We start from the raw sequence: 16649 nt of genomic DNA, 5'->3' as shown, positions 1-16649 counted from the left end.
CGGTGACGGCCGGCGGTGGGTCGGACACGGGCCGGCCCCCGTCCGGTGGTGCGGGGACGGGGGCCGGCGCGGGCTCGGGCGGATCAGGTGGCGCTGATGGTGCCCGTCATCAGCAGGGCGAGCACCAGGGTGCCCACCGCGACCCGGTACAGCACGAACACGTACAGGGTGTGGTGGGCGACGTAGCGCAGCAGCCAGGCGATGGCCGCGTAGCCGACGCCGAAGGCGATGATCGTGGCGATGATCATCTGGGCCATGCTCGGCACCGACGTGCCGGGCGCCGCCGGCTCGAAGACGTCGCCGACGCTGAAGATCCCGGACATCACCACCGCCGGGATGGCCAGCAGGAACGAGTAGCGCGCCGCCGCCTCCCGGGTGAGGTTGAGGAACAGCCCGGCGGTGAGCGTGCCGCCCGAGCGCGACACCCCCGGGATGAGCGCCATCGCCTGGGCGAAGCCCATCACCACGCCGTCGCGCATCTTGAAGTTCACCAGGGTGCGGGTCTGCCGCCCCCAGTACTCGGCGAACGCCAGCACGAACGCGAACACGATCAGCGTGGTCGCCACCAGCCACAGGTTCCGGCCGGCGGTGCGGATCTGGTCCTTGAACAGGAACCCGAACAGCCCGATCGGGATCGAGCCGACGATGACGTACCAGCCCATCCGGTAGTCGAGGCTGGAACGCACCGACTTGTCCCTGATGCCGACCAGCCACGTACGGGTGATGCGCCAGATGTCCTTGGCGAAGTAGATCAACACCGCCGCCTCGGTGCCCAACTGGGTGACCGCGGTGAACGACGCCCCGGCGTCCCGGTCGAAGAAGATCGCCGAGGTGATCCGCAGGTGACCGGACGAGCTGACCGGAAGGAACTCGGTCAGTCCCTGGACGATGCCCAGGACGATGGCCTCGATCCAGGTCACTCCCCGACTCCCGAGAGGTCCAGCGCCTCGGCGACGGTACGCAGGGTGTGCACGCCGCTGTCCCGGTCGGCCGCGAACAGGGTCACCGACAGGGTGGTGACGCCGGCGGCGGCGTACTCCCGCATCCGCTCGGCGATGCGCTCCTTCGGGCCCAGCAGCGAGGTGCGGTCGATGAACTCCAGCGGCACCGCGGCGGCGGCGTCGCGCTGCCGCTTGGCCAGGTAGAGATCCTGCACCTCGCGGGCGGCGTCGCCGTAGCCCATCCGGGTGGCGAGCTGGTTGTAGAAGTTCTGCTGGCGGCTGCCCATGCCGCCGACGTAGAGGGCCGCGTACCAGCGGACCAGCTCGGCGCAGGTGGCGATATCGTCGCCGACCACCACGGGCACCGACGGGACCACGTCGAAGCCGGCGAGTTCCTTGCCGGCCTTCGCCCGCCCGGCGCGCACCGACGCGAGCTGTTCCTCGGCGAACTCGGGGGCGTAGAAGATCGCCAGCCAGCCGTCGGCGATCTCGCCGGCCAGCTCCAGGTTCTTCGGGCCCACGGCGGCGAGGTAGATCGGGATGTGCTCGCGCGGCGGGTGGAAGCCCAGCTTCAGCGCCTTGCCCGGCCCGTCGGGCAGCGGCAGCGTGTAGAACTCGCCGTCGTACGCGACGGACTTGCGGGCGACGGCCAGCTTGACGATGTCCACGAACTCGCGGGTCCGCGCCAGCGGCTTGGCGAACCGTACGCCGTGCCAGCCCTCGGAGACCTGCGGGCCGGACACGCCGAGGCCCAGCCGGAACCGGCCGCCGGACAGCGCGTCGATGGTCGCCGCGGTCATCGCGGTCATCGCCGGGGTACGGGCGGGGATCTGCATCACCGCGCTGCCCAGGTCGATCCGCTCCGTCTGCCCGGCCATCCAGGCGAGCATGCTCGGCGAGTCGGAGCCGTAGGCCTCCGCCGCCCACACCACCGAGTAGCCGAGCCGGTCCGCCTCCTGGGCGAAAGCCAGGTGATCGGCCGGCGTGCTCCACGCCGTCTGGTATCCGAGGCTGAGCCCGAGTCGCACTAGGTCCTCCCCCATCCGCACCACAGGTCGCATCAGGTTACGCAATGCCGCAAGTCGACCCGTTCACCGGTCGCCACCACCGGGGGCGGTGCCCGGACGGTCGGAAACGCGACGCGCCCGGCACACTTGACGGGAGCGAGGATATCGGCGGGCCCTCGTTCGAAATAAGGTTCACCCATGCAACAGCGACCGCTCGGCCGAAGCGGGCTGGCGGTTTCGCGGCTCGCGCTCGGCACCATGACGTGGGGCCGGGACACCGACGCCGACGATGCGGCCGCCCAGCTGAAGAGTTTCCTCGACGCGGGCGGCAACCTGATCGACACCGCCGACGTCTACGGCGACGGCGACGCCGAGTCGGTGATCGGGTCGCTGCTGGGCTCCCTGGTGCCGCGCGAGGAGCTGCTGATCGCCACCAAGGCGGGCCTGCGGCCGGGCAGCGGCCGGCGTCGGGACGGTTCCCGGGGGCACCTGTTGCGCACGCTGGACGCCTCGCTGCGCCGGCTGGGCACGGACCACGTCGACCTCTTCCAACTGCACGGCTACGACCCCGACACGCCGCTGGAGGAGACGCTCGCTGCGCTCGACCACGCGGTGGCCAGCGGCCGGGTCCGCTACGTCGGGGTGTCGAACTTCGCCGGCTGGCAGACCGCGCGGGCCGCGGCCTGGCAGACCGCCTGGCCGGGGCGCGCCCCGGTGGTGGCGGCGCAGGTGGAGTACTCGCTGCTGGAGCGCGGCGTGGAGCGGGAGGTGCTGCCCGCGTGCGAGGCCCTCGGGCTGGGGGTGCTGCCGTGGTCGCCGCTGGGCCGCGGGGTGCTCACCGGCAAGTACCGGCACGGCCGGCCCGCCGACTCGCGGGCGGCCTCGCCGCACTTCGAGCGCTTCGTCGCCACCTACCTGGAGCCCCGCTGCTCCAGCATCGTGGAGGCGGTCGCCATCGCCGCGGGCGGGCTGGGCGTCTCCCCGACGGAGGTGGCGCTGGCCTGGATCCGCGACCGGCCCGGGGTGGTGGCCCCGATCCTCGGCGCGCGGACGGTCGGGCAACTGCTCGGCGCGCTCCAGGTCGAGCGGGTGACCCTGCCCGAGGAGATCGTCACCGCGCTGGACGACGTGTCGGCCGTGCCGGTGGGCTACCCCGAGCGCGACGGCTGACCCCGCCCGCGGCACGAGCGCGCGGTCAGGCCGTGGGGCGCTGGCCGGGCAGGTCACGTACGGCGGCGAGGAAGCGGGACTGGTCGTCGCGGGTGGCCGGGTTGACGATCCGGATCCAGGACCCGTCGTCGAACACGATGGTGGACGGGAACTGCATGAGGCGGGCCCCGTGCTCGGACTCGATGCGGGCGATGCGCCGCCGCGGCACGCTCCACAGCACCTGGGGGCGCCGCCGGTCCTCGCGGTCGGGGTCGGGGCGGCGGCCCATCCGCAGCAGGTGCAGGTGGGTGTCGGTGACCGCCAGCGGGGTGCCGGTGTAGCGCTCGAGGAAGAGCAGCAGGCTGCCGGCGAGGGTGGCCAGGTCGCCGCTGAAGACGTACCGCCGCCGGTAGGCGATCTCGGCGAGCTGGTCGGCCAGCGGGCGGTAGCGGCTGAGCCGGAACAGCGCCCGGAACGCCTCCTGCTCGTCGGTGAGCGGCAGCGGCTCCCGGGGCGCGCCGCCCGGCGCCGGTTCCGGCTCGGCCGTCTCCGGGGTGCCGGCGGCGAGCAGGGCGGCCTTGCCGGGCAGCAGCAGGACGCCCGCGGCGATGCGTACGGGCGTCAGCACCGCGTCCACCCAGGCGACCGGGTTGACGATGTTGAGCAGCCCGAACAGCGCGCGCGGATCGAGCGCCTCGGCCAGCTCGGCGTTCACCCGGTCGGCGAGCTGGCTGCCGGCCCGGTGGTTCTCCGGGGCCCGGACCGGCGCCAGGCCGACGTAGCGGATCTCCTCGTCGGGCAGCAGGGGCGCCACCAGGGCGCGCTCGGGCTCGTCGGTGGTGCGGAACTCGTCGCGCAGCTCACGGGCCTTGTCCCGGGCGGCCCGCGCACCGCCCAGCACCGCGTCGGTCAGCCGGCCCAGCCGACTGCGCCCCTCGGACACGCCCCACCCCCTCGATCGGCCGTCACCTGCCGGCCGGCTGCTGCGCCGGCGGCTGCCCGAAGACATTCTGGTCGATCCACTCGGCGCCGCCCTGCACCGCCGCGTCGACCTTGTCGCCGACCTGGTCCATGCCGGGCACCGACAGGCCGGAGACCATCGCGACGGTGCCCCAGGTGGCGCCGTGCACGACGGAGTTCGGGATGTTCCACGGCAGGTTGGTGGCCCAGTCCCGGCCGATCATCCGCGCCCCGTCGGCCATGCCGTGCGCCCGCAGCGCCCCGAGGCGCTCGAACGTGCTCATGTCGAACGGCGAACCGGACTTGCCGAGCTTCCAGGTGCCCTTCGCCGGGTCCATGAACTTGTGGTGCCACTTGTCGGCGGCGCCGGCGGCACGGCGCTTGTCGGCGTACTTCTGGCCGGCGCGCAGCGCCTTCTGCTTGTCGACCAGCTTGTCCAGGTGGTTGCGCAGCTTGCGCAGGTGGAGCAGGACCCGTTGCAGCAGCCGGATGACCTTCTGCAGGTGCGTCGCCAGCGGCCGGATGATCTTCAACATCCGGGTCAGCGCGATCATGCCCCGGGTGACTCCCAGCGCCACCCCGGCCGCCCAGGACGCCCCGGCGGTGAACGGGGCCATCAGCAGCGCGGTGACCAGCGTCACCAGCAGGAAGTTGACGAACTCGACGCAGATGTCGACCAGGACGTCGTGCACCGTCTGGAGCGCGTCGGCGACCCCGCGCAGGTACTCGGCCGTGGCGGCGAACTGCTCGGCGACGTCCAGCAGCTGCTGCTCGACCTCGGCCATCCGCCGCCCGTACGCCTGGCCGGACGGGGAGCGCCAGCCGGCCTGCTCGGCCTCGCGCACGCTGCGGTGGCCCATCGCCAACTCCCGCACCTGCCCGGCCAGCGCGTCCCACTCCGTGGCCTTGGCGCGCAGCGCGGCCGGCTCGCCGTCGACGAGGTCGACGAGCTGGATCAACGGCCAGGCGAGAGTGCGGCAGACGCTGTCGACCACCTTGTCCACGCCGGACAGGGCGTTGTCGATGCCGTTCCAGAGCTCGACGGCGGTGCCCGCGGGCCCACTCACCGGGGCATCCCGGCGCCGATGGCGCGGAAGGATGCGTCGATGTCCTGCTCGTTGCGCTCGTAGGCCTCGGCCGTCCCGCCCAGCGCGCCGCCGACCCGCTCGAACGCGTCGTGGCCGGACCGGAACAGCTCCATCCCCCCGGTGACCTGCTCGGCGTACTTCTCGCGGAGCATGTCGCTGACGAACGGCAGGTGCCCGAAGGCCCCGTCCGGTATGTCGCCCGCTGACGTGATCCGGCTCTCCAGCGCGGTCAGCGAGGTGGCCACCCGCTTCGCCGCCGCCTCCAGCCGACGCACCGCCTGCACGTCGACGTCGATGTCAGGCACGCCGTTCCTCCCCCACTCGCCCGGCGGGACGACGATACGATCATGCCGCCGCCGGGCGCCACCCCGGACGGCACCGCGCACGGGAGGTTCTCATGTCTGACCCGCTGTCCGCGTTCGACGCACTCGCCGGACGGCTCGCCGACATCGAACGCCGCTTCGCCGGGCTCACCGACGACCTGGAGGAGCTGAGCGCCACCGCCACCGACGACAGCGGGCTGGTCACCGCGACCGTCGACGCCACCGGCGAGCTGACCGACCTGAGCCTCGCCCCGACCGCGCTGCGGGTGGGCACCGAGGACCTCGCGGCCATGGTGCTGCAGGCGTACCGGCAGGCCCGCACGGCGGCGACCGCGCAGCTCGAAGAGCGCACCGGGGGTCTCGACGCGACGCTCGGCGCGGGCCTGAACGGGATCTTCGGCACCCCCGGCGACTTCGCCTCGCTGGGCCGCCTGGAGGAGGCGATGGGACGGCTCGGCCGGCTCGACGGCCGCCTGCCGGGGCCGCCGGCATGACGTCGCCGGGCTGGCCAGACATCGTCACCCGGCTCCACGACACGCTGTCGGGCTGCGACCGCGACACCGACCTGGAACTCGCCGCCGGCCCCCGCCGGCTGCACCTGATGGTGCGCCGGGACACCGTCCGCGGGGTCTGCCCGCCCTACGACGAGCGACGCCTGGCCGAGCTCGGCTGGCAGGCGCCGCGCGGGGTCGGCGGTTGGTGGTACGAGACGCCGCGCAACGCCGAGGGCCTGCGCTGGTGGAGCGGGTTCGCGGCGCAGACCGCCGCCACGGTGCTCACCACGGAGCCCGCAGCGCTGTCCTGCCAGATCCTCCCGCCCACCGGTCCCCGGGTGCGCCCGGAGCCGACCGTGCCCCGCGTCCGGGTCGCGGCGCCCGATGCCGAGGCCGGGCACCCCGCTGCCGGAGCCGGGCAGCCCGTCGCCGAAACCGAGCACGCCGCTGCCGGAGCCGAACGCCCCGCTGCCCAAGTCGAGCAGCCCGTGGCCGGGGTCGAGCAGCCCGTCGCCGGGGTCGAGCAGCCGGCGGCCGGGGCCGGGGACGCGCGTGTGCCCGACCCGCCGCCCGCGGAACTGCCCGCAGATTCGCCCGCGGGCCCCGCCGCGGACGAGGCGCGGAGCGGGGCGGACCCGGGCGGGCCGTCCGTGCTCGACCTGCTCGGCGAGGCCGGCGCGCGGCGGGACCTGCCCGGCTACCTCGGCATCCTCGCCGCCGCGGCGGTCTGCGTACCGCTGGCGGCGGAGCCGGGGCCGGACCGCGAGGTGCCGTGGACGATCGTCACCGACCCTACCGGCGCGCCGCTGCTGCCCGTCTTCACCTCCCCGGACGCGCTGACCGCGTTCGCCGGGGAGGGCGTGCCGTTCGTCGCCGTGCCCTGCGCGGACCTGCTCGCGGACTGGCCCGACCCGGCGTGGGGGCTGGTGGTGGACGCGGGCACCCCGCGCGCCCTGGCCCTGGGGGCGGCGTCGCTGGCGGCCCTGCTGGCGGCGAACCCGCCCGCCGGCTGACCGCCGGCCGGCAGCCCTACCGCTACCGGCCGCGCCGCGCGAGCCGCACGGCGAACACGACCGCGCCGACGACGAGCACGACGCCCAGGAACTGGAGGCCGGGCGAGTCGTCGGCCTCCCCGTGCACGACGCCGGCGACGCCGAGCGCGCCGGCGAGGAGTGCGAGCAGGTACTTCACGGCGTCTCCCTGGTGGCGGCCGGGGTCTCGGACCTGCGGGCGGGCGGTTCGTGGTCGTCGGTCCGGGGCGGCGCGCCGTGGGGGTTCACTCGTCGACCCACTCGAGCAGGTCACCGGGCTGGCAGTCGAGCACCCGGCACATGGCCTCCAGGGTGCTGAACCGGACGGCCTTGGCCCGGCCGTTCTTCAGCACCGCCACGTTCGCGGGCGTGAGTCCGACGCGCTCGGCGAACTCGCCGACGCTCATCTTGCGTTTCGCCAGTTCGACGTCGATGCGTACGACGATGGGCATCAGATCACCGCCTCCATGTCGGTGCGCAGCGTCGTGGCCTGCCGCAGCAGCGCGCGCATCACCACCATCAGCAGGCCCAGCACGGCGACGCCCACCAGCAGCAGGAACAGCAGGAGCGGCAGCCCGGGGTCCGTGGCGTTGAAGCCGACGTAGAGGAAGACGCCCAGCAGCACCACCCAGGCGGCGAAGATCGCCCAGACGATCGCGTCCACCCACGCCAGCGAGGCGTCGCTGAAGATGCGGTCGCGCTTGACCAGGGTGAGCAGCTTCCAGGTGGACACGACCACCACCTGGACGCACAGCACCCAGAACACCGCCACGGCGGTCATCGGCCACCTGAGGTAGGCCTGCTCTGGGGACTCCTCGGCCATGTGGGCGAACTGCCCGGGCAGCGAGAAGGTCTGGAGCATGACCAGGATCCCGAACAGCACGACGAGGAAGACTCTGAGCGGGGCTACCGCTCGATGCTCGTTGAACATGCATCGACTATCGCTCTTAACCTATCGAAAGTCAATCGGTTTGGCGATGGCCGGGAAGCCGGGCGGCCACGCCTCGCAGCGGCGCGGGTCACCGGCGAGGGGGTGGCGAAGGCCTCCCGGGCTGGGCAGCATGGAGGTCATGGACTACGAGTACGCGCCGCTGCGGCTGCCGCCGGACGTCGACCGGTTGACCGCCGCGGCGCAGTTGGCGATCCAGGCGGAGTTCTCCGGGTGGGAGTTGGCGCGGGTACGGCTGTACCGCGACGGCACGCGGCAGGTGGTGCTGCGCCGCCGCCGGGTCAACCAGCCGCAGCCGGGACTGTCGTACTGACCACGACAGCAAGGCCCGGGGCCGACCGTCCGGTCGGGCCCCGGGCCTGCGCCGCCTGACCGGCGGGCCGTCACCGCCTAGTGGGCGTGGTCGTGCTCCTCGTCGAGCTCCATGAAGGGGTGCTCGTCGAGCCGGCCGACCAGCCGGTCGTCGGCGGCCGGCTGGAACGGGCCCACCGGGTCGTCGTCGTCGAAGGACTCCAGGTCCACCGGGGTGCCGACCTCGCTGACCATCACCACGCCGTCGAGCGGCTCCAGCTCCGGCACGTCCAGCGCGCCCAGCGAGCCGTCACCGCTCTGGAGCAGCTCCAGCACCGCCTCGCCGACCCCCTCGACGGGCTCCGGCTCGTCCTCGGCCGGGGTGCCCTCCCGCCGGGCGGCCTCGGCGACCCGGATCAGCGCCGACACGCTCGGCACCCGGTAGTCGCGCCGCTGCCGTACCGAGATCACCCGCGGGTGCGGGTCGGTGGGCTCCACGCCCTCCGCGCCCCCGAAGCGCTGGTCGGCCTCCTCCGGGTCGATCGACTCGACGTCCCACGGGGTGACCTCGCCGAAGGCGTCCAGGAGTTGCTCGTCGTACGCGAAGGACGCGTTGTTGAGCGCGACGTACGCCTGCCAGACGTCGTCGTCGTCGACGCGGCCCTGTGCGGCGCGGACGGCGGCCAGGTGGTGGCGGGCCGCATCGATCACGCGCTCGAGGGCGGCGTCCAGCTCACCGTGCTGGTCGGTCATGTGGGTCAGTCCCTTCACGATCAGTGGTTCCCGCCGGGACACCGGGGTTCCTGGCGGGGGCTAGCAGGTGCGGAGGAACCGGTCGAGAACCCGCACGCCGAACTGTAGTCCGTCCACCGGAACCCGCTCGTCGATGCCGTGGAACAGCGCGGAGAAGTTCAGGTCGGCCGGCAGCCGCAGCGGCGCGAAGCCGAAGCAGCGGATGCCGAGCTGCGAGAACGCCTTCGCGTCGGTGCCGCCGGAGAGCATGTACGGCACCGGCCGCGCCCCCGGGTCCTCCGCGCGCAGCGCGGCGGACATCGCGTCGACCAGGTCGCCGTCGAACGTCGTCTCCAGCGCCGGCTGGCGCTGGAGGTACTCGATGACGATGTCCGGGCCGACCAGCTCGCGCAGCTGCCGCTCCAGCAGCTCCGACTGCCCCGGCAGGCTGCGGCAGTCGATGGTGGCGGTGGCCCGGCCGGGGATGACGTTGTCCTTGTACCCGGCGGCGAGCCGGGTCGGGTTGGCGGTGTTGCGGATCGTCGCGCCGATGATGTTGGCGATCGGCCCGAGCTTGGCGATGGCGGTCTCCGGGTCCTCCGGGTCCAACTCGATGCCGAGCAGGTCGGAGACCTCCTCCAGGAACGCCCGGACGGTGTCGGTGACCACCACGGGGAAGCGGTGCCGGCCGACCCGGGCCACCGCCTCGGCGAGCGCCGTGACCGCGTTGTCGTCGTGGATCATCGAGCCGTGCCCGGGGCGGCCCTTGGCGTGCAGGCGCAGCCAGTCGATGCCCTTCTCGGCGGTCTCGATCAGATAGAGCCGCTGGCTGTCGTTGACCGAGTACGAGAAGCCGCCGACCTCGCCGATGGCCTCGGTGCAGCCGTCGAGCAGCCCACGGTGCCGGTTGACCAGGAAGTGCGCGCCGTAGTCGCTGCCCGCCTCCTCGTCGGCGGTGTACGCGAGCACGATGTCCCGGGGCGGGCGGACCCCGGTGCGCTGCCAGTGCCGCACCACCGCCAGCACCATCGCGTCGAAGTCCTTCATGTCGATGGCGCCCCGGCCCCACAGGTAGCCGTCGCGCAGCTCACCGGAGAACGGGTGCACCGACCACTCGTCGGCGTCGGCGGGGACGACGTCGAGGTGGCCGTGCACCAGCAGCGCCCCGCGGCTCGGGTCGGTGCCGGGGATGCGGGCGACCAGGTTGGCCCGGCCGGGCGCCGACTCGTGGATGACGGACTCGACGCCCACCTCGGCCAGCTTCTCCGCCACGTACTCGGCGGCGAGGCGTTCCCCGGCGCTGGTGTCGTTGTCCCCGGTGTTGGTGGTGTCGATCCGCAGCAGGTCACGGCAGAGGTCGACGACCTCGTCGGTGGGGTCTGGTCGGGCGGAGGCGGCGTCGCTCGTCATCGGTTCTTCATACCAGCCCACGGGCCCGCAGCGGTCGCCCCGCCCCGCCGTATCGACGCCGATGGCGGGGCACGACCGGCGAGCGGGCCCGGTTTCGCCGCCGACGCCGCCGGGTACCGCCGCTCGCGACCGCTCCCCACCACCTACGCCGCCCGCCACAGAGGAGGGCACCATGACCGTTCCCCTGCCACCGCTGCCGCCGACCGGAGAGGACGAGGGCTTCCGGCCGGGCGGCCGCAGCATCGCCGACATCCTCGACGCCGAGCACCGGCAACTGCGGGAGCTGCTGCGGCGGCTCACCGACCCGGGCCCGGAGCCCGCCCCCGAGCGCGGCCTGGAGGTGCTCACGGCGGCGCTGTCGCGGCACCTGTCCGCCGAGGAGCAGTACCTGCTGCCCGCCGTCCGGGCCGCGCTGCCCGACGCGGCGGAGCGGATCGACCGGGCCATCGCGGACGACCGGGCCCTGCTGACCGCCCTGAAGGCGCTCGCCGACGAGGGGCTCGCCGACGTCGCCGCGCGGGTCCGCCGCCACCTCGAGGAGGCCGGCGCGCTCGTCGCGGCGCTGCGCGAGGTGGCCAGCGCCGAGGAGCTGATCCGCCTGGGCAACCGGCTGGAGATCGCCGAGGAGGCGGCCCCGACGCGCCCGCACCCCGGCACCCCGGCGACCCCGCCGTGGAACCGGGTCGTCGAGCCCGCGGTGGGCGTCGTCGACAAGGTCCGCGACGCCGTCACCGGCCGGCCCACCTACCTGGCCGACCTCACCGAGCGGCCGCCGGGCTGAGCCGGCGGCGGGCGCGGACGCGGCGCGCCGGAGCAGATCAGGCACACATTGGAGGGCGTTGATCCGTCCAGGGCCTTCCGTCGGCCGCTACGGGGTCATACCGTCACGGTATGAATCTGGAGCTGCGACACCTGAGGGTGGTCTGCGCGATCGCGGAGACGGGGAGCGTGACCAAGGCGGCATCGACGCTCGGCCTGGCCCAACCGGCACTCACCGCCCAGCTCCAGCGCATCGAGCGGACCCTGGGCGGGCCCCTGTTCGAGCGGGACCGCCGCGGCGCCCGCCCGACCGCCCTGGGCGAGCTGGTGCTCGCCCGGGCGCGGGTGCTGCTGCCGGCGATGAAGGGCCTGCAGGACGAGGCGGCGCGGCTGGCCGGGGCCGGGGACGTGCCCCGCCGCTACCGGTTCGGCGGGGTGAACAGCCCCATCCTCGGCCGGCTCGTGCACCGGCTCGCCGCGGAGCCCCCACCGGCCCAGATCACCACCCACGCCTCCTGGTCGGCCGACGAGCTGGCCCAGCTCGTCGCGGGCGGCCGGCTGGACTTCGCGCTGATCGGGGTGTGCGGCGACGCGGCCCCGCCCGCCGAGCTCGGGTTGAGCTGGCGGGAGGTGGCCGTCGACCCGGTGCTGGTGCTGCTGCCGGAGCAGCACCCGCTGGCCGAGCACGCCGAGGTGAGCCTGGTGGACCTGAGCCACGAGCAGTGGGTCGCCGCGCCCGGCGACGGCTGCTTCGGCGACTGCTTCGCCGCCGCCTGCGCCCGCGCCGGCTTCACCCCCCGCAAGGTGTACGAGACCGACGTGCGCTGCTGCATCGACATGGTGGACTCCGGCGAGGCGATCGCGCTCTGCCAGGCCACCTTCCGCCCGGTCGCCGGGTTGGTCACCCGGATGCTGACCGGGACGCCGCTGCGCTGGCGGCTGATGCTGGGCTGGCATCCCGACTCCCCCGCCGCCCGCGACGCCGAACTGGTGCTGGACTTCGCGCTGGCCGCGTACACCGACTCGCTGGCGGCGCACCCGGAATACCTGGCCTGGCTGCTGCGCAACCCGAGCTACGGGGCGCGGAGGCTGACGGCCGCCGGGGCCGACGGGGTGCGAACGGCGTAGCGCCGGGTATCAGGCGGACATGACCGATGCCTACCCCGCCGCCGACGACCGGGAGATCCTCCGGCAGGCCGCCGCCACGCACACCGCCGCCGCCCGCGACGTGGAGGCGTTCCTGCGTCGCCTGCCCGAGGTGCCCGACCCGGCGGACGTCACGGAGTACGCCAACCTGCTGACCCGCGAGGAGCGGGCGCGCGCCGACCGCGAGGCGGCTGCCGACGCCGCGGGCCTGACGATCGGCAGCCTGGAGAGCGACCACGGTTGACCACGGCGGGCGGCGCCCGGGTCCTCCCGGGCGCCGCCCTACCGCCGGCTCAGCGTTCGACGAGGACGTCGTGGCCCAGGTCGAGCAGGGCGTGCCGCCACTCGTCGTCGGCGTTGCCACGGGGCGGCTTGTCGTCGAGCAGGGACTGGATCTCGTCGATCGCGTCCCGCATCACCCGGATGTCCTCCGGCGTGAGGTCCACCTTGCGTTTGGCCAGCACCCGCAGGATCCGCCGGCCCATCCCGGGCAGGTCGAGGTCCGGGTCGGGCCCGAACGACTCCTCCCCGGAGCCGCGGGTGAGCAACCACTGCCGCAACTGCTCCGACGGGACGTTCACCTGGGCGTGGAAGTCGTCCCAGAGCACCTCCACCTCGGGTTCGAGCCGCTGCTCGCGTACCATCAGCCCTCCTCTCGACGGCGGCGGTCGGACTCCGCCGGTTCCGGGTCGTCGCCCTGCTGGCCCACGCCCTCCGGCGGCATCCGCACCCGGGCGGGGTTGGCGGTCGGCGGGGCCACGATCGGATCGGTGCGCTCGCTCTCGTCCCGGGTCTCCTCGGGTTCGCTCATGTCCGCCCTCCGGTCATCGGGGATGGGACGTCGTGGCCGGGGTGTAGCCGCGCTCGCCGGCCGTCACGTCGAAGGCGAGTCGCCCGTCGCGGGCGTCCACAGTGATCTTCTGGCCGGGTGAGACCGCCGACTCCAGCAGCATCCGGGACAGCTGGTTGTCCACCTCCCGCTGGATGACCCGGCGCAACGGCCGGGCGCCGAACTCCGGCTGGTAGCCGTGCTCGGCGATCCAGTCGACGGCGGCGGTGGTGAAGTGGACCTGGATGTCCTGCGCGTGCAGGCGGCGGCGGGTCTCCTCCAGCAGCAGGCCGGTGATCTGGCGCAGCTGCTCGGCCTCCAGCCGGCGGAAGATGATCACCTCGTCGATGCGGTTGAGGAACTCCGGCCGGAAGTTCTCCTGGAGCCGGCGCATCAGCCGCTCGCGCAGCTCGTCGCGCTCCTGCTCGCCGCCCTCCGCGCCGGTGCCGAACCCGACGGCGCGCTGGGCGCCGGTGATCAGTTCCGAGCCGAGGTTGCTCGTCATGATCAGTACGGTGTTCTTGAAGTTGACCGTCCGGCCCTGGCTGTCGGTGAGCCGCCCGTCGTCGAGCACCTGGAGCAGGATGTTGAACACGTCGGCGTGGGCCTTCTCGATCTCGTCGAGCAGCACCACCGCGTACGGGCGGCGGCGGACCGCCTCGGTGAGCTGGCCGGCCTCCTCGTAGCCGACGTACCCGGGCGGGGCACCGACGAGCCGGCTGACCGTGTGCCGCTCCTGGAACTCGCTCATGTCCACCCGGACCATCCGGTCGGCCTCGCCGAACAGCGCCTCCGCGAGGGCCCGGGCCAGCTCGGTCTTGCCGACGCCGGTGGGCCCGAGGAAGAGGAAGCTGCCCATCGGGCGGTCCGGGTCGGCCAGCCCGGCACGCGAGCGGCGGACCGCCTCAGCGACCGCGGTGACCGCGTCCTCCTGGCCGACCACCTTCTCGTGCAGGTGGCCCTCCAGGCGCAGCAGCCGGTCGCGTTCCTCCTCGGTGAGCTGGCTGATCGGGATGCCGGTGGCGCGGGAGACCACCTCGGCGATCTCCTGCGGCCCGACGGCCGGCACCTGCGACGGGCCGCCCTCGTCGCCCCGGGCCCGGCGGATCTGCTCCTCCACCTCGGCGAGCTGGTCGCGCAGCGTGGACGCCTTCTCGTACTGCTCGTCGGCGACGGCCTGCTCCTTGTCCCGGCGTACCTCCTCGAGCTGTGTCTCCAGCTCCCGCACGTCGGACGCCGGCGTGCGGGTGCGCAGCCGGACCCGCGCGCCGGCCTGGTCGATGAGGTCGATCGCCTTGTCCGGCAGGAACCGGTCGGTCACGTACCGGTCGGACAGCTCGGCCGCGGCGACCAGCGCCTCGTCGGTGAACCGCACCTGGTGATGGGCCTCGTAGCGGTCGCGCAGCCCGCGCAGGATCGCCACGGTGTCGTCGACGGTGGGCTCCGGCACGAACACCGGCTGGAAGCGGCGGGCCAGCGCCGCGTCCTTCTCGATGCTCTTGCGGTACTCGTCCAGCGTGGTCGCGCCGATCACCCGCAGTTCGCCCCGGGCCAGCGCCGGCTTGAGCATGTTCGAGGCGTCCATGCCGCCCTCGCTGCCCGCCCCGCCCGCGCCGACCAGGGTGTGGATCTCGTCCAGGAAGACGATCAGCTCGTCGCGGTGCGCCCGGATCTCGTCGATGACCTTCTTCAGCCGCTCCTCGAAGTCGCCCCGGTAGCGGGTTCCCGCCACCAGGCCGGCCAGGTCGAGCTGGATCACCCGCTTGCCGAGCAGCGTCTGCGGCACGTCGCCGTCGCAGATCCGCTCCGCCAGGCCCTCCACGATCGCGGTCTTGCCGACGCCGGCCTCGCCGATCAGCACCGGGTTGTTCTTCGTCCGCCGGGACAGGATCTCGACGGCCTGCTCGATCTCGTCGGCCCGGCCGATCACCGGGTCGATCTGGTCGTTGCGGGCCAGGTCGGTCAGGTCCTGGCCGTACTGGTCGAGGGTGGGGGTGCCGCGGTCGGGCTTCGGCCCGGTCATCGGCCCGCGCTCGGCGCTGGCCGCCTGCAACGACTCCGGCTGGATCCGGCCGGCGGCGAGCATCCGGCCGGCCGGGGACTCCGGGTTCAGCGGCAGCGCCATCAGGATGTGCTCGGGGCCGATGTAGTTGGCGCCCATCGCCCGGGACAGCTGGTGGGCGTCGAGCAGCGCCCGCTTGGCCGCGGGGGTGAGCGACAGGTTGGGCGGCACCTCGCCCTTGGGCGCGCCGTCGCCGCGCCCACCGAGCGCGTTGAGCAGCGTGTCCGGGTCGGCGCCGGCGCGCCGGACGAGGTCGCGCAGCGGTTCGCGTTGCAGCGCGGCCCAGAGCAGGTGATCCGTGTCGAGGTCGCTGCTCTTCCGTTGGGCGGCCCGGCGGGCCGCGTCGGCCAGCATCTCCCTGGCGTCGGCGGTCATCAGCCGGGTGATGTCGACCCGGTGCGCGGGTCGGCGCCCACCCTCGCCCCGGCCGAAGTACCGGGCCAGGAACTCGTCCCAGGGGTCGGAGCCGAAGTCACCGGGTCCCATCATGTCTGTCCTCCGCAGTCGGGCGCGACGGTCGCCAGGGGCTACCCGGCGGTCCGCCCGACAAACGCCACCACCCGCGCCGCGACCCGCCACGATGGCCCCGGGCGAGGTGCGAGGAAGGGCCCCTCGTCAACGCCTGCGGTAGCGGAAGGGTCCCTTCCTTGCACCTCAGCCGGCGGGTGGCAGGCTGGCGGGATGGAGCCGACGATGCCGCTGCTGATCGTGGACGCCGCCAACGTGGTGGGGTCCCGCCCGGATGGTTGGTGGCGGGACCGCGCGGGCGCGACCGCCCGGCTGCGCGACTCGCTGGCCCCGGTGGCCGCCGCCGGGCTGCCCCCGCAACTGCCGCCCCCGGTGGAGGTGGTGCTGGTGGTGGAGGGCCGGGCGCGGGACGTGCCGGGCACGGCCGGGGTCCGGGTGGTGGCCGCGCCCGGGTCCGGCGACGACGCCGTCGTCGACCTGGTCGCCGCCGCGCCGCAGCGCCGGCGGCTGGTCGTCACCGCCGACCGTGAGCTGCGGGAACGCGTCGTCGCGCAGGGCGCGGAGGTGTACGGGCCGCGCTGGCTGCGGGACCGGCCGGCCACGCCCGGGTAGTCCCGTCAACCGGACTAGCAGCGCTTCCGGTCGACAACCGGTCAGCGGGGCAGGAACACTGACAGGGCGGATGTTCTCTCACCGTGAGGGATAGGCTCTAATGGAGGCCTCCCCGCCCCCAGGAGGTTTCGCCGTGGCGAGCGTCGCCGAGCTCAAGGCAGCCATCGATGTCGCGCTGCAACAGATCGGCGACGGCCAGAGTGCCGTGCAGGCGGCCGGGGAGAAGCTGGCCGAGGCGCAGCAGACGCTGGCCGGCGCGCTGGAGGGCAGCGGGCACGAGACCGTCGAGGCGGCCCAGTCCTCGCTGACCCAGGCCAGCCAGGAGCTGGAGGAGTGCCTCGCCGCGACACTCGTCGCCGTCGAGCAGGCGCAACTCTACGTCGCGACGCTCTGAGGTT

The 16649-nt window shown here is 73.8% G+C and carries 22 protein-coding genes; 9 read left to right on the top strand and 13 right to left on the bottom strand.

Annotated elements, in window-relative coordinates; all coding sequences use genetic code 11:
- Window positions 1-83 precede the first annotated feature (83 nt).
- Window positions 84-920, bottom strand: a complete 837-nt coding sequence (locus tag ACLQ20_RS09565; RefSeq protein WP_151454296.1) for an undecaprenyl-diphosphate phosphatase — start codon at window positions 918-920, stop codon at window positions 84-86.
- Entirely contained in the window at window positions 917-1969 is a 1053-nt protein-coding gene (locus ACLQ20_RS09560) for an LLM class F420-dependent oxidoreductase (protein ID WP_151454297.1), read from the bottom strand. Before ACLQ20_RS09560 ends, ACLQ20_RS09565 begins: the two co-directional genes overlap by 4 nt.
- A gap of 177 nt (window positions 1970-2146) precedes the next feature.
- Here ACLQ20_RS09560 and ACLQ20_RS09555 point away from each other — a divergent pair, with 177 nt between their 5' ends.
- Complete coding sequence (locus ACLQ20_RS09555; RefSeq protein ID WP_132237889.1) at window positions 2147-3118, top strand: aldo/keto reductase; 972 nt, start codon at window positions 2147-2149, stop codon at window positions 3116-3118.
- Between the two features lie 25 nt (window positions 3119-3143).
- On the opposite strand, the gene ACLQ20_RS09550 is transcribed toward ACLQ20_RS09555, so the two are convergent.
- Genes ACLQ20_RS09550 through ACLQ20_RS09540 form a run of 3 tightly spaced genes read right to left on the bottom strand, consistent with a single transcriptional unit; the run spans window position 3144 to window position 5450 of the window.
- Entirely contained in the window at window positions 3144-4040 is an 897-nt protein-coding gene (locus ACLQ20_RS09550) for a hypothetical protein (protein WP_151454299.1), read from the bottom strand.
- Between the two features lie 22 nt (window positions 4041-4062).
- Window positions 4063-5124, bottom strand: a complete 1062-nt coding sequence (locus tag ACLQ20_RS09545; protein WP_327028147.1) for a WXG100 family type VII secretion target — start codon at window positions 5122-5124, stop codon at window positions 4063-4065.
- Window positions 5121-5450, bottom strand: coding sequence for a hypothetical protein (locus ACLQ20_RS09540; protein ID WP_121397959.1), 330 nt, complete (start codon window positions 5448-5450; stop codon window positions 5121-5123). The genes ACLQ20_RS09545 and ACLQ20_RS09540 overlap by 4 nt, the downstream gene beginning before the upstream one ends.
- 92 nt (window positions 5451-5542) lie before the next feature.
- On the opposite strand from ACLQ20_RS09540, the gene ACLQ20_RS09535 reads away from it, so the two are divergent.
- Window positions 5543-5962, top strand: coding sequence for a YbaB/EbfC family nucleoid-associated protein (locus tag ACLQ20_RS09535; RefSeq protein ID WP_151454301.1), 420 nt, complete (start codon window positions 5543-5545; stop codon window positions 5960-5962).
- Window positions 5959-6975 carry an SseB family protein gene (locus ACLQ20_RS09530; RefSeq protein WP_425855049.1) on the top strand — a complete coding sequence of 339 codons (1017 nt, stop codon included), beginning with the start codon at window positions 5959-5961 and terminating at the stop codon, window positions 6973-6975. Before ACLQ20_RS09535 ends, ACLQ20_RS09530 begins: the two co-directional genes overlap by 4 nt.
- Before the next feature lie 22 nt (window positions 6976-6997).
- Here the strand turns inward: ACLQ20_RS09530 and ACLQ20_RS09525 are convergent, their stop codons facing one another.
- From ACLQ20_RS09525 to ACLQ20_RS09515, 3 genes are all read right to left on the bottom strand, one after another.
- Window positions 6998-7153 (bottom strand): hypothetical protein, encoded by a 156-nt coding sequence (locus ACLQ20_RS09525; RefSeq protein WP_192581375.1) that lies wholly within the window; start codon window positions 7151-7153, stop codon window positions 6998-7000.
- Window positions 7154-7238: 85 nt separating this feature from the next.
- A complete protein-coding gene (locus tag ACLQ20_RS09520) occupies window positions 7239-7445 on the bottom strand; it encodes a helix-turn-helix domain-containing protein (protein WP_026874506.1) in 207 nt (68 codons plus the stop codon).
- Window positions 7445-7924, bottom strand: coding sequence for a DUF2975 domain-containing protein (locus ACLQ20_RS09515; protein ID WP_425855047.1), 480 nt, complete (start codon window positions 7922-7924; stop codon window positions 7445-7447). Before ACLQ20_RS09515 ends, ACLQ20_RS09520 begins: the two co-directional genes overlap by 1 nt.
- Before the next feature lie 139 nt (window positions 7925-8063).
- On the opposite strand from ACLQ20_RS09515, the gene ACLQ20_RS09510 reads away from it, so the two are divergent.
- Window positions 8064-8255, top strand: a complete 192-nt coding sequence (locus tag ACLQ20_RS09510; RefSeq protein ID WP_121399254.1) for a DUF5703 family protein — start codon at window positions 8064-8066, stop codon at window positions 8253-8255.
- Window positions 8256-8332: 77 nt separating this feature from the next.
- Here ACLQ20_RS09510 and ACLQ20_RS09505 read toward each other — a convergent pair whose 3' ends face one another.
- Complete coding sequence (locus ACLQ20_RS09505) at window positions 8333-8986, bottom strand: hypothetical protein (protein ID WP_151454304.1); 654 nt, start codon at window positions 8984-8986, stop codon at window positions 8333-8335.
- A gap of 60 nt (window positions 8987-9046) precedes the next feature.
- Window positions 9047-10375: a M20/M25/M40 family metallo-hydrolase gene (locus tag ACLQ20_RS09500; RefSeq protein ID WP_425855046.1), complete on the bottom strand. Its 1329-nt coding sequence runs from the start codon at window positions 10373-10375 to the stop codon at window positions 9047-9049.
- Window positions 10376-10547: 172 nt separating this feature from the next.
- Here ACLQ20_RS09500 and ACLQ20_RS09495 point away from each other — a divergent pair, with 172 nt between their 5' ends.
- From ACLQ20_RS09495 to ACLQ20_RS09485, 3 genes are all read left to right on the top strand, one after another.
- Window positions 10548-11156: a hemerythrin domain-containing protein gene (locus ACLQ20_RS09495; protein WP_327028145.1), complete on the top strand. Its 609-nt coding sequence runs from the start codon at window positions 10548-10550 to the stop codon at window positions 11154-11156.
- A 110-nt stretch (window positions 11157-11266) separates the two neighbouring features.
- Window positions 11267-12262, top strand: coding sequence for a LysR family transcriptional regulator (locus tag ACLQ20_RS09490; RefSeq protein ID WP_425855045.1), 996 nt, complete (start codon window positions 11267-11269; stop codon window positions 12260-12262).
- 19 nt (window positions 12263-12281) lie between these two features.
- Window positions 12282-12524, top strand: coding sequence for a hypothetical protein (locus ACLQ20_RS09485; RefSeq protein WP_132237913.1), 243 nt, complete (start codon window positions 12282-12284; stop codon window positions 12522-12524).
- A gap of 49 nt (window positions 12525-12573) precedes the next feature.
- Here the strand turns inward: ACLQ20_RS09485 and ACLQ20_RS09480 are convergent, their stop codons facing one another.
- Genes ACLQ20_RS09480 through ACLQ20_RS09470 form a run of 3 tightly spaced genes read right to left on the bottom strand, consistent with a single transcriptional unit; the run spans window position 12574 to window position 15660 of the window.
- Complete coding sequence (locus tag ACLQ20_RS09480) at window positions 12574-12924, bottom strand: DUF3140 domain-containing protein (protein ID WP_425855044.1); 351 nt, start codon at window positions 12922-12924, stop codon at window positions 12574-12576.
- On the bottom strand, window positions 12924-13091 hold the full coding sequence (locus tag ACLQ20_RS09475) for a hypothetical protein (RefSeq protein ID WP_165947855.1): 168 nt from the start codon (window positions 13089-13091) through the stop codon (window positions 12924-12926). Before ACLQ20_RS09475 ends, ACLQ20_RS09480 begins: the two co-directional genes overlap by 1 nt.
- Window positions 13092-13104: 13 nt before the next feature.
- On the bottom strand, window positions 13105-15660 hold the full coding sequence (locus tag ACLQ20_RS09470) for an ATP-dependent Clp protease ATP-binding subunit (protein ID WP_151454308.1): 2556 nt from the start codon (window positions 15658-15660) through the stop codon (window positions 13105-13107).
- A 192-nt stretch (window positions 15661-15852) separates the two neighbouring features.
- On the opposite strand from ACLQ20_RS09470, the gene ACLQ20_RS09465 reads away from it, so the two are divergent.
- Complete coding sequence (locus tag ACLQ20_RS09465) at window positions 15853-16251, top strand: hypothetical protein (protein ID WP_425855042.1); 399 nt, start codon at window positions 15853-15855, stop codon at window positions 16249-16251.
- A 133-nt stretch (window positions 16252-16384) separates the two neighbouring features.
- On the top strand, window positions 16385-16645 hold the full coding sequence (locus ACLQ20_RS09460) for a hypothetical protein (protein WP_089000636.1): 261 nt from the start codon (window positions 16385-16387) through the stop codon (window positions 16643-16645).
- Window positions 16646-16649 lie beyond the last annotated feature (4 nt).

This window comes from Micromonospora sp. DT46 (genome assembly GCF_049841735.1).
Classification (GTDB): domain Bacteria; phylum Actinomycetota; class Actinomycetes; order Mycobacteriales; family Micromonosporaceae; genus Micromonospora; species Micromonospora reichwaldensis.
Note: the sequence above shows the minus strand (reverse complement) of the source record. Positions and strands in the feature narration are given on the sequence as shown.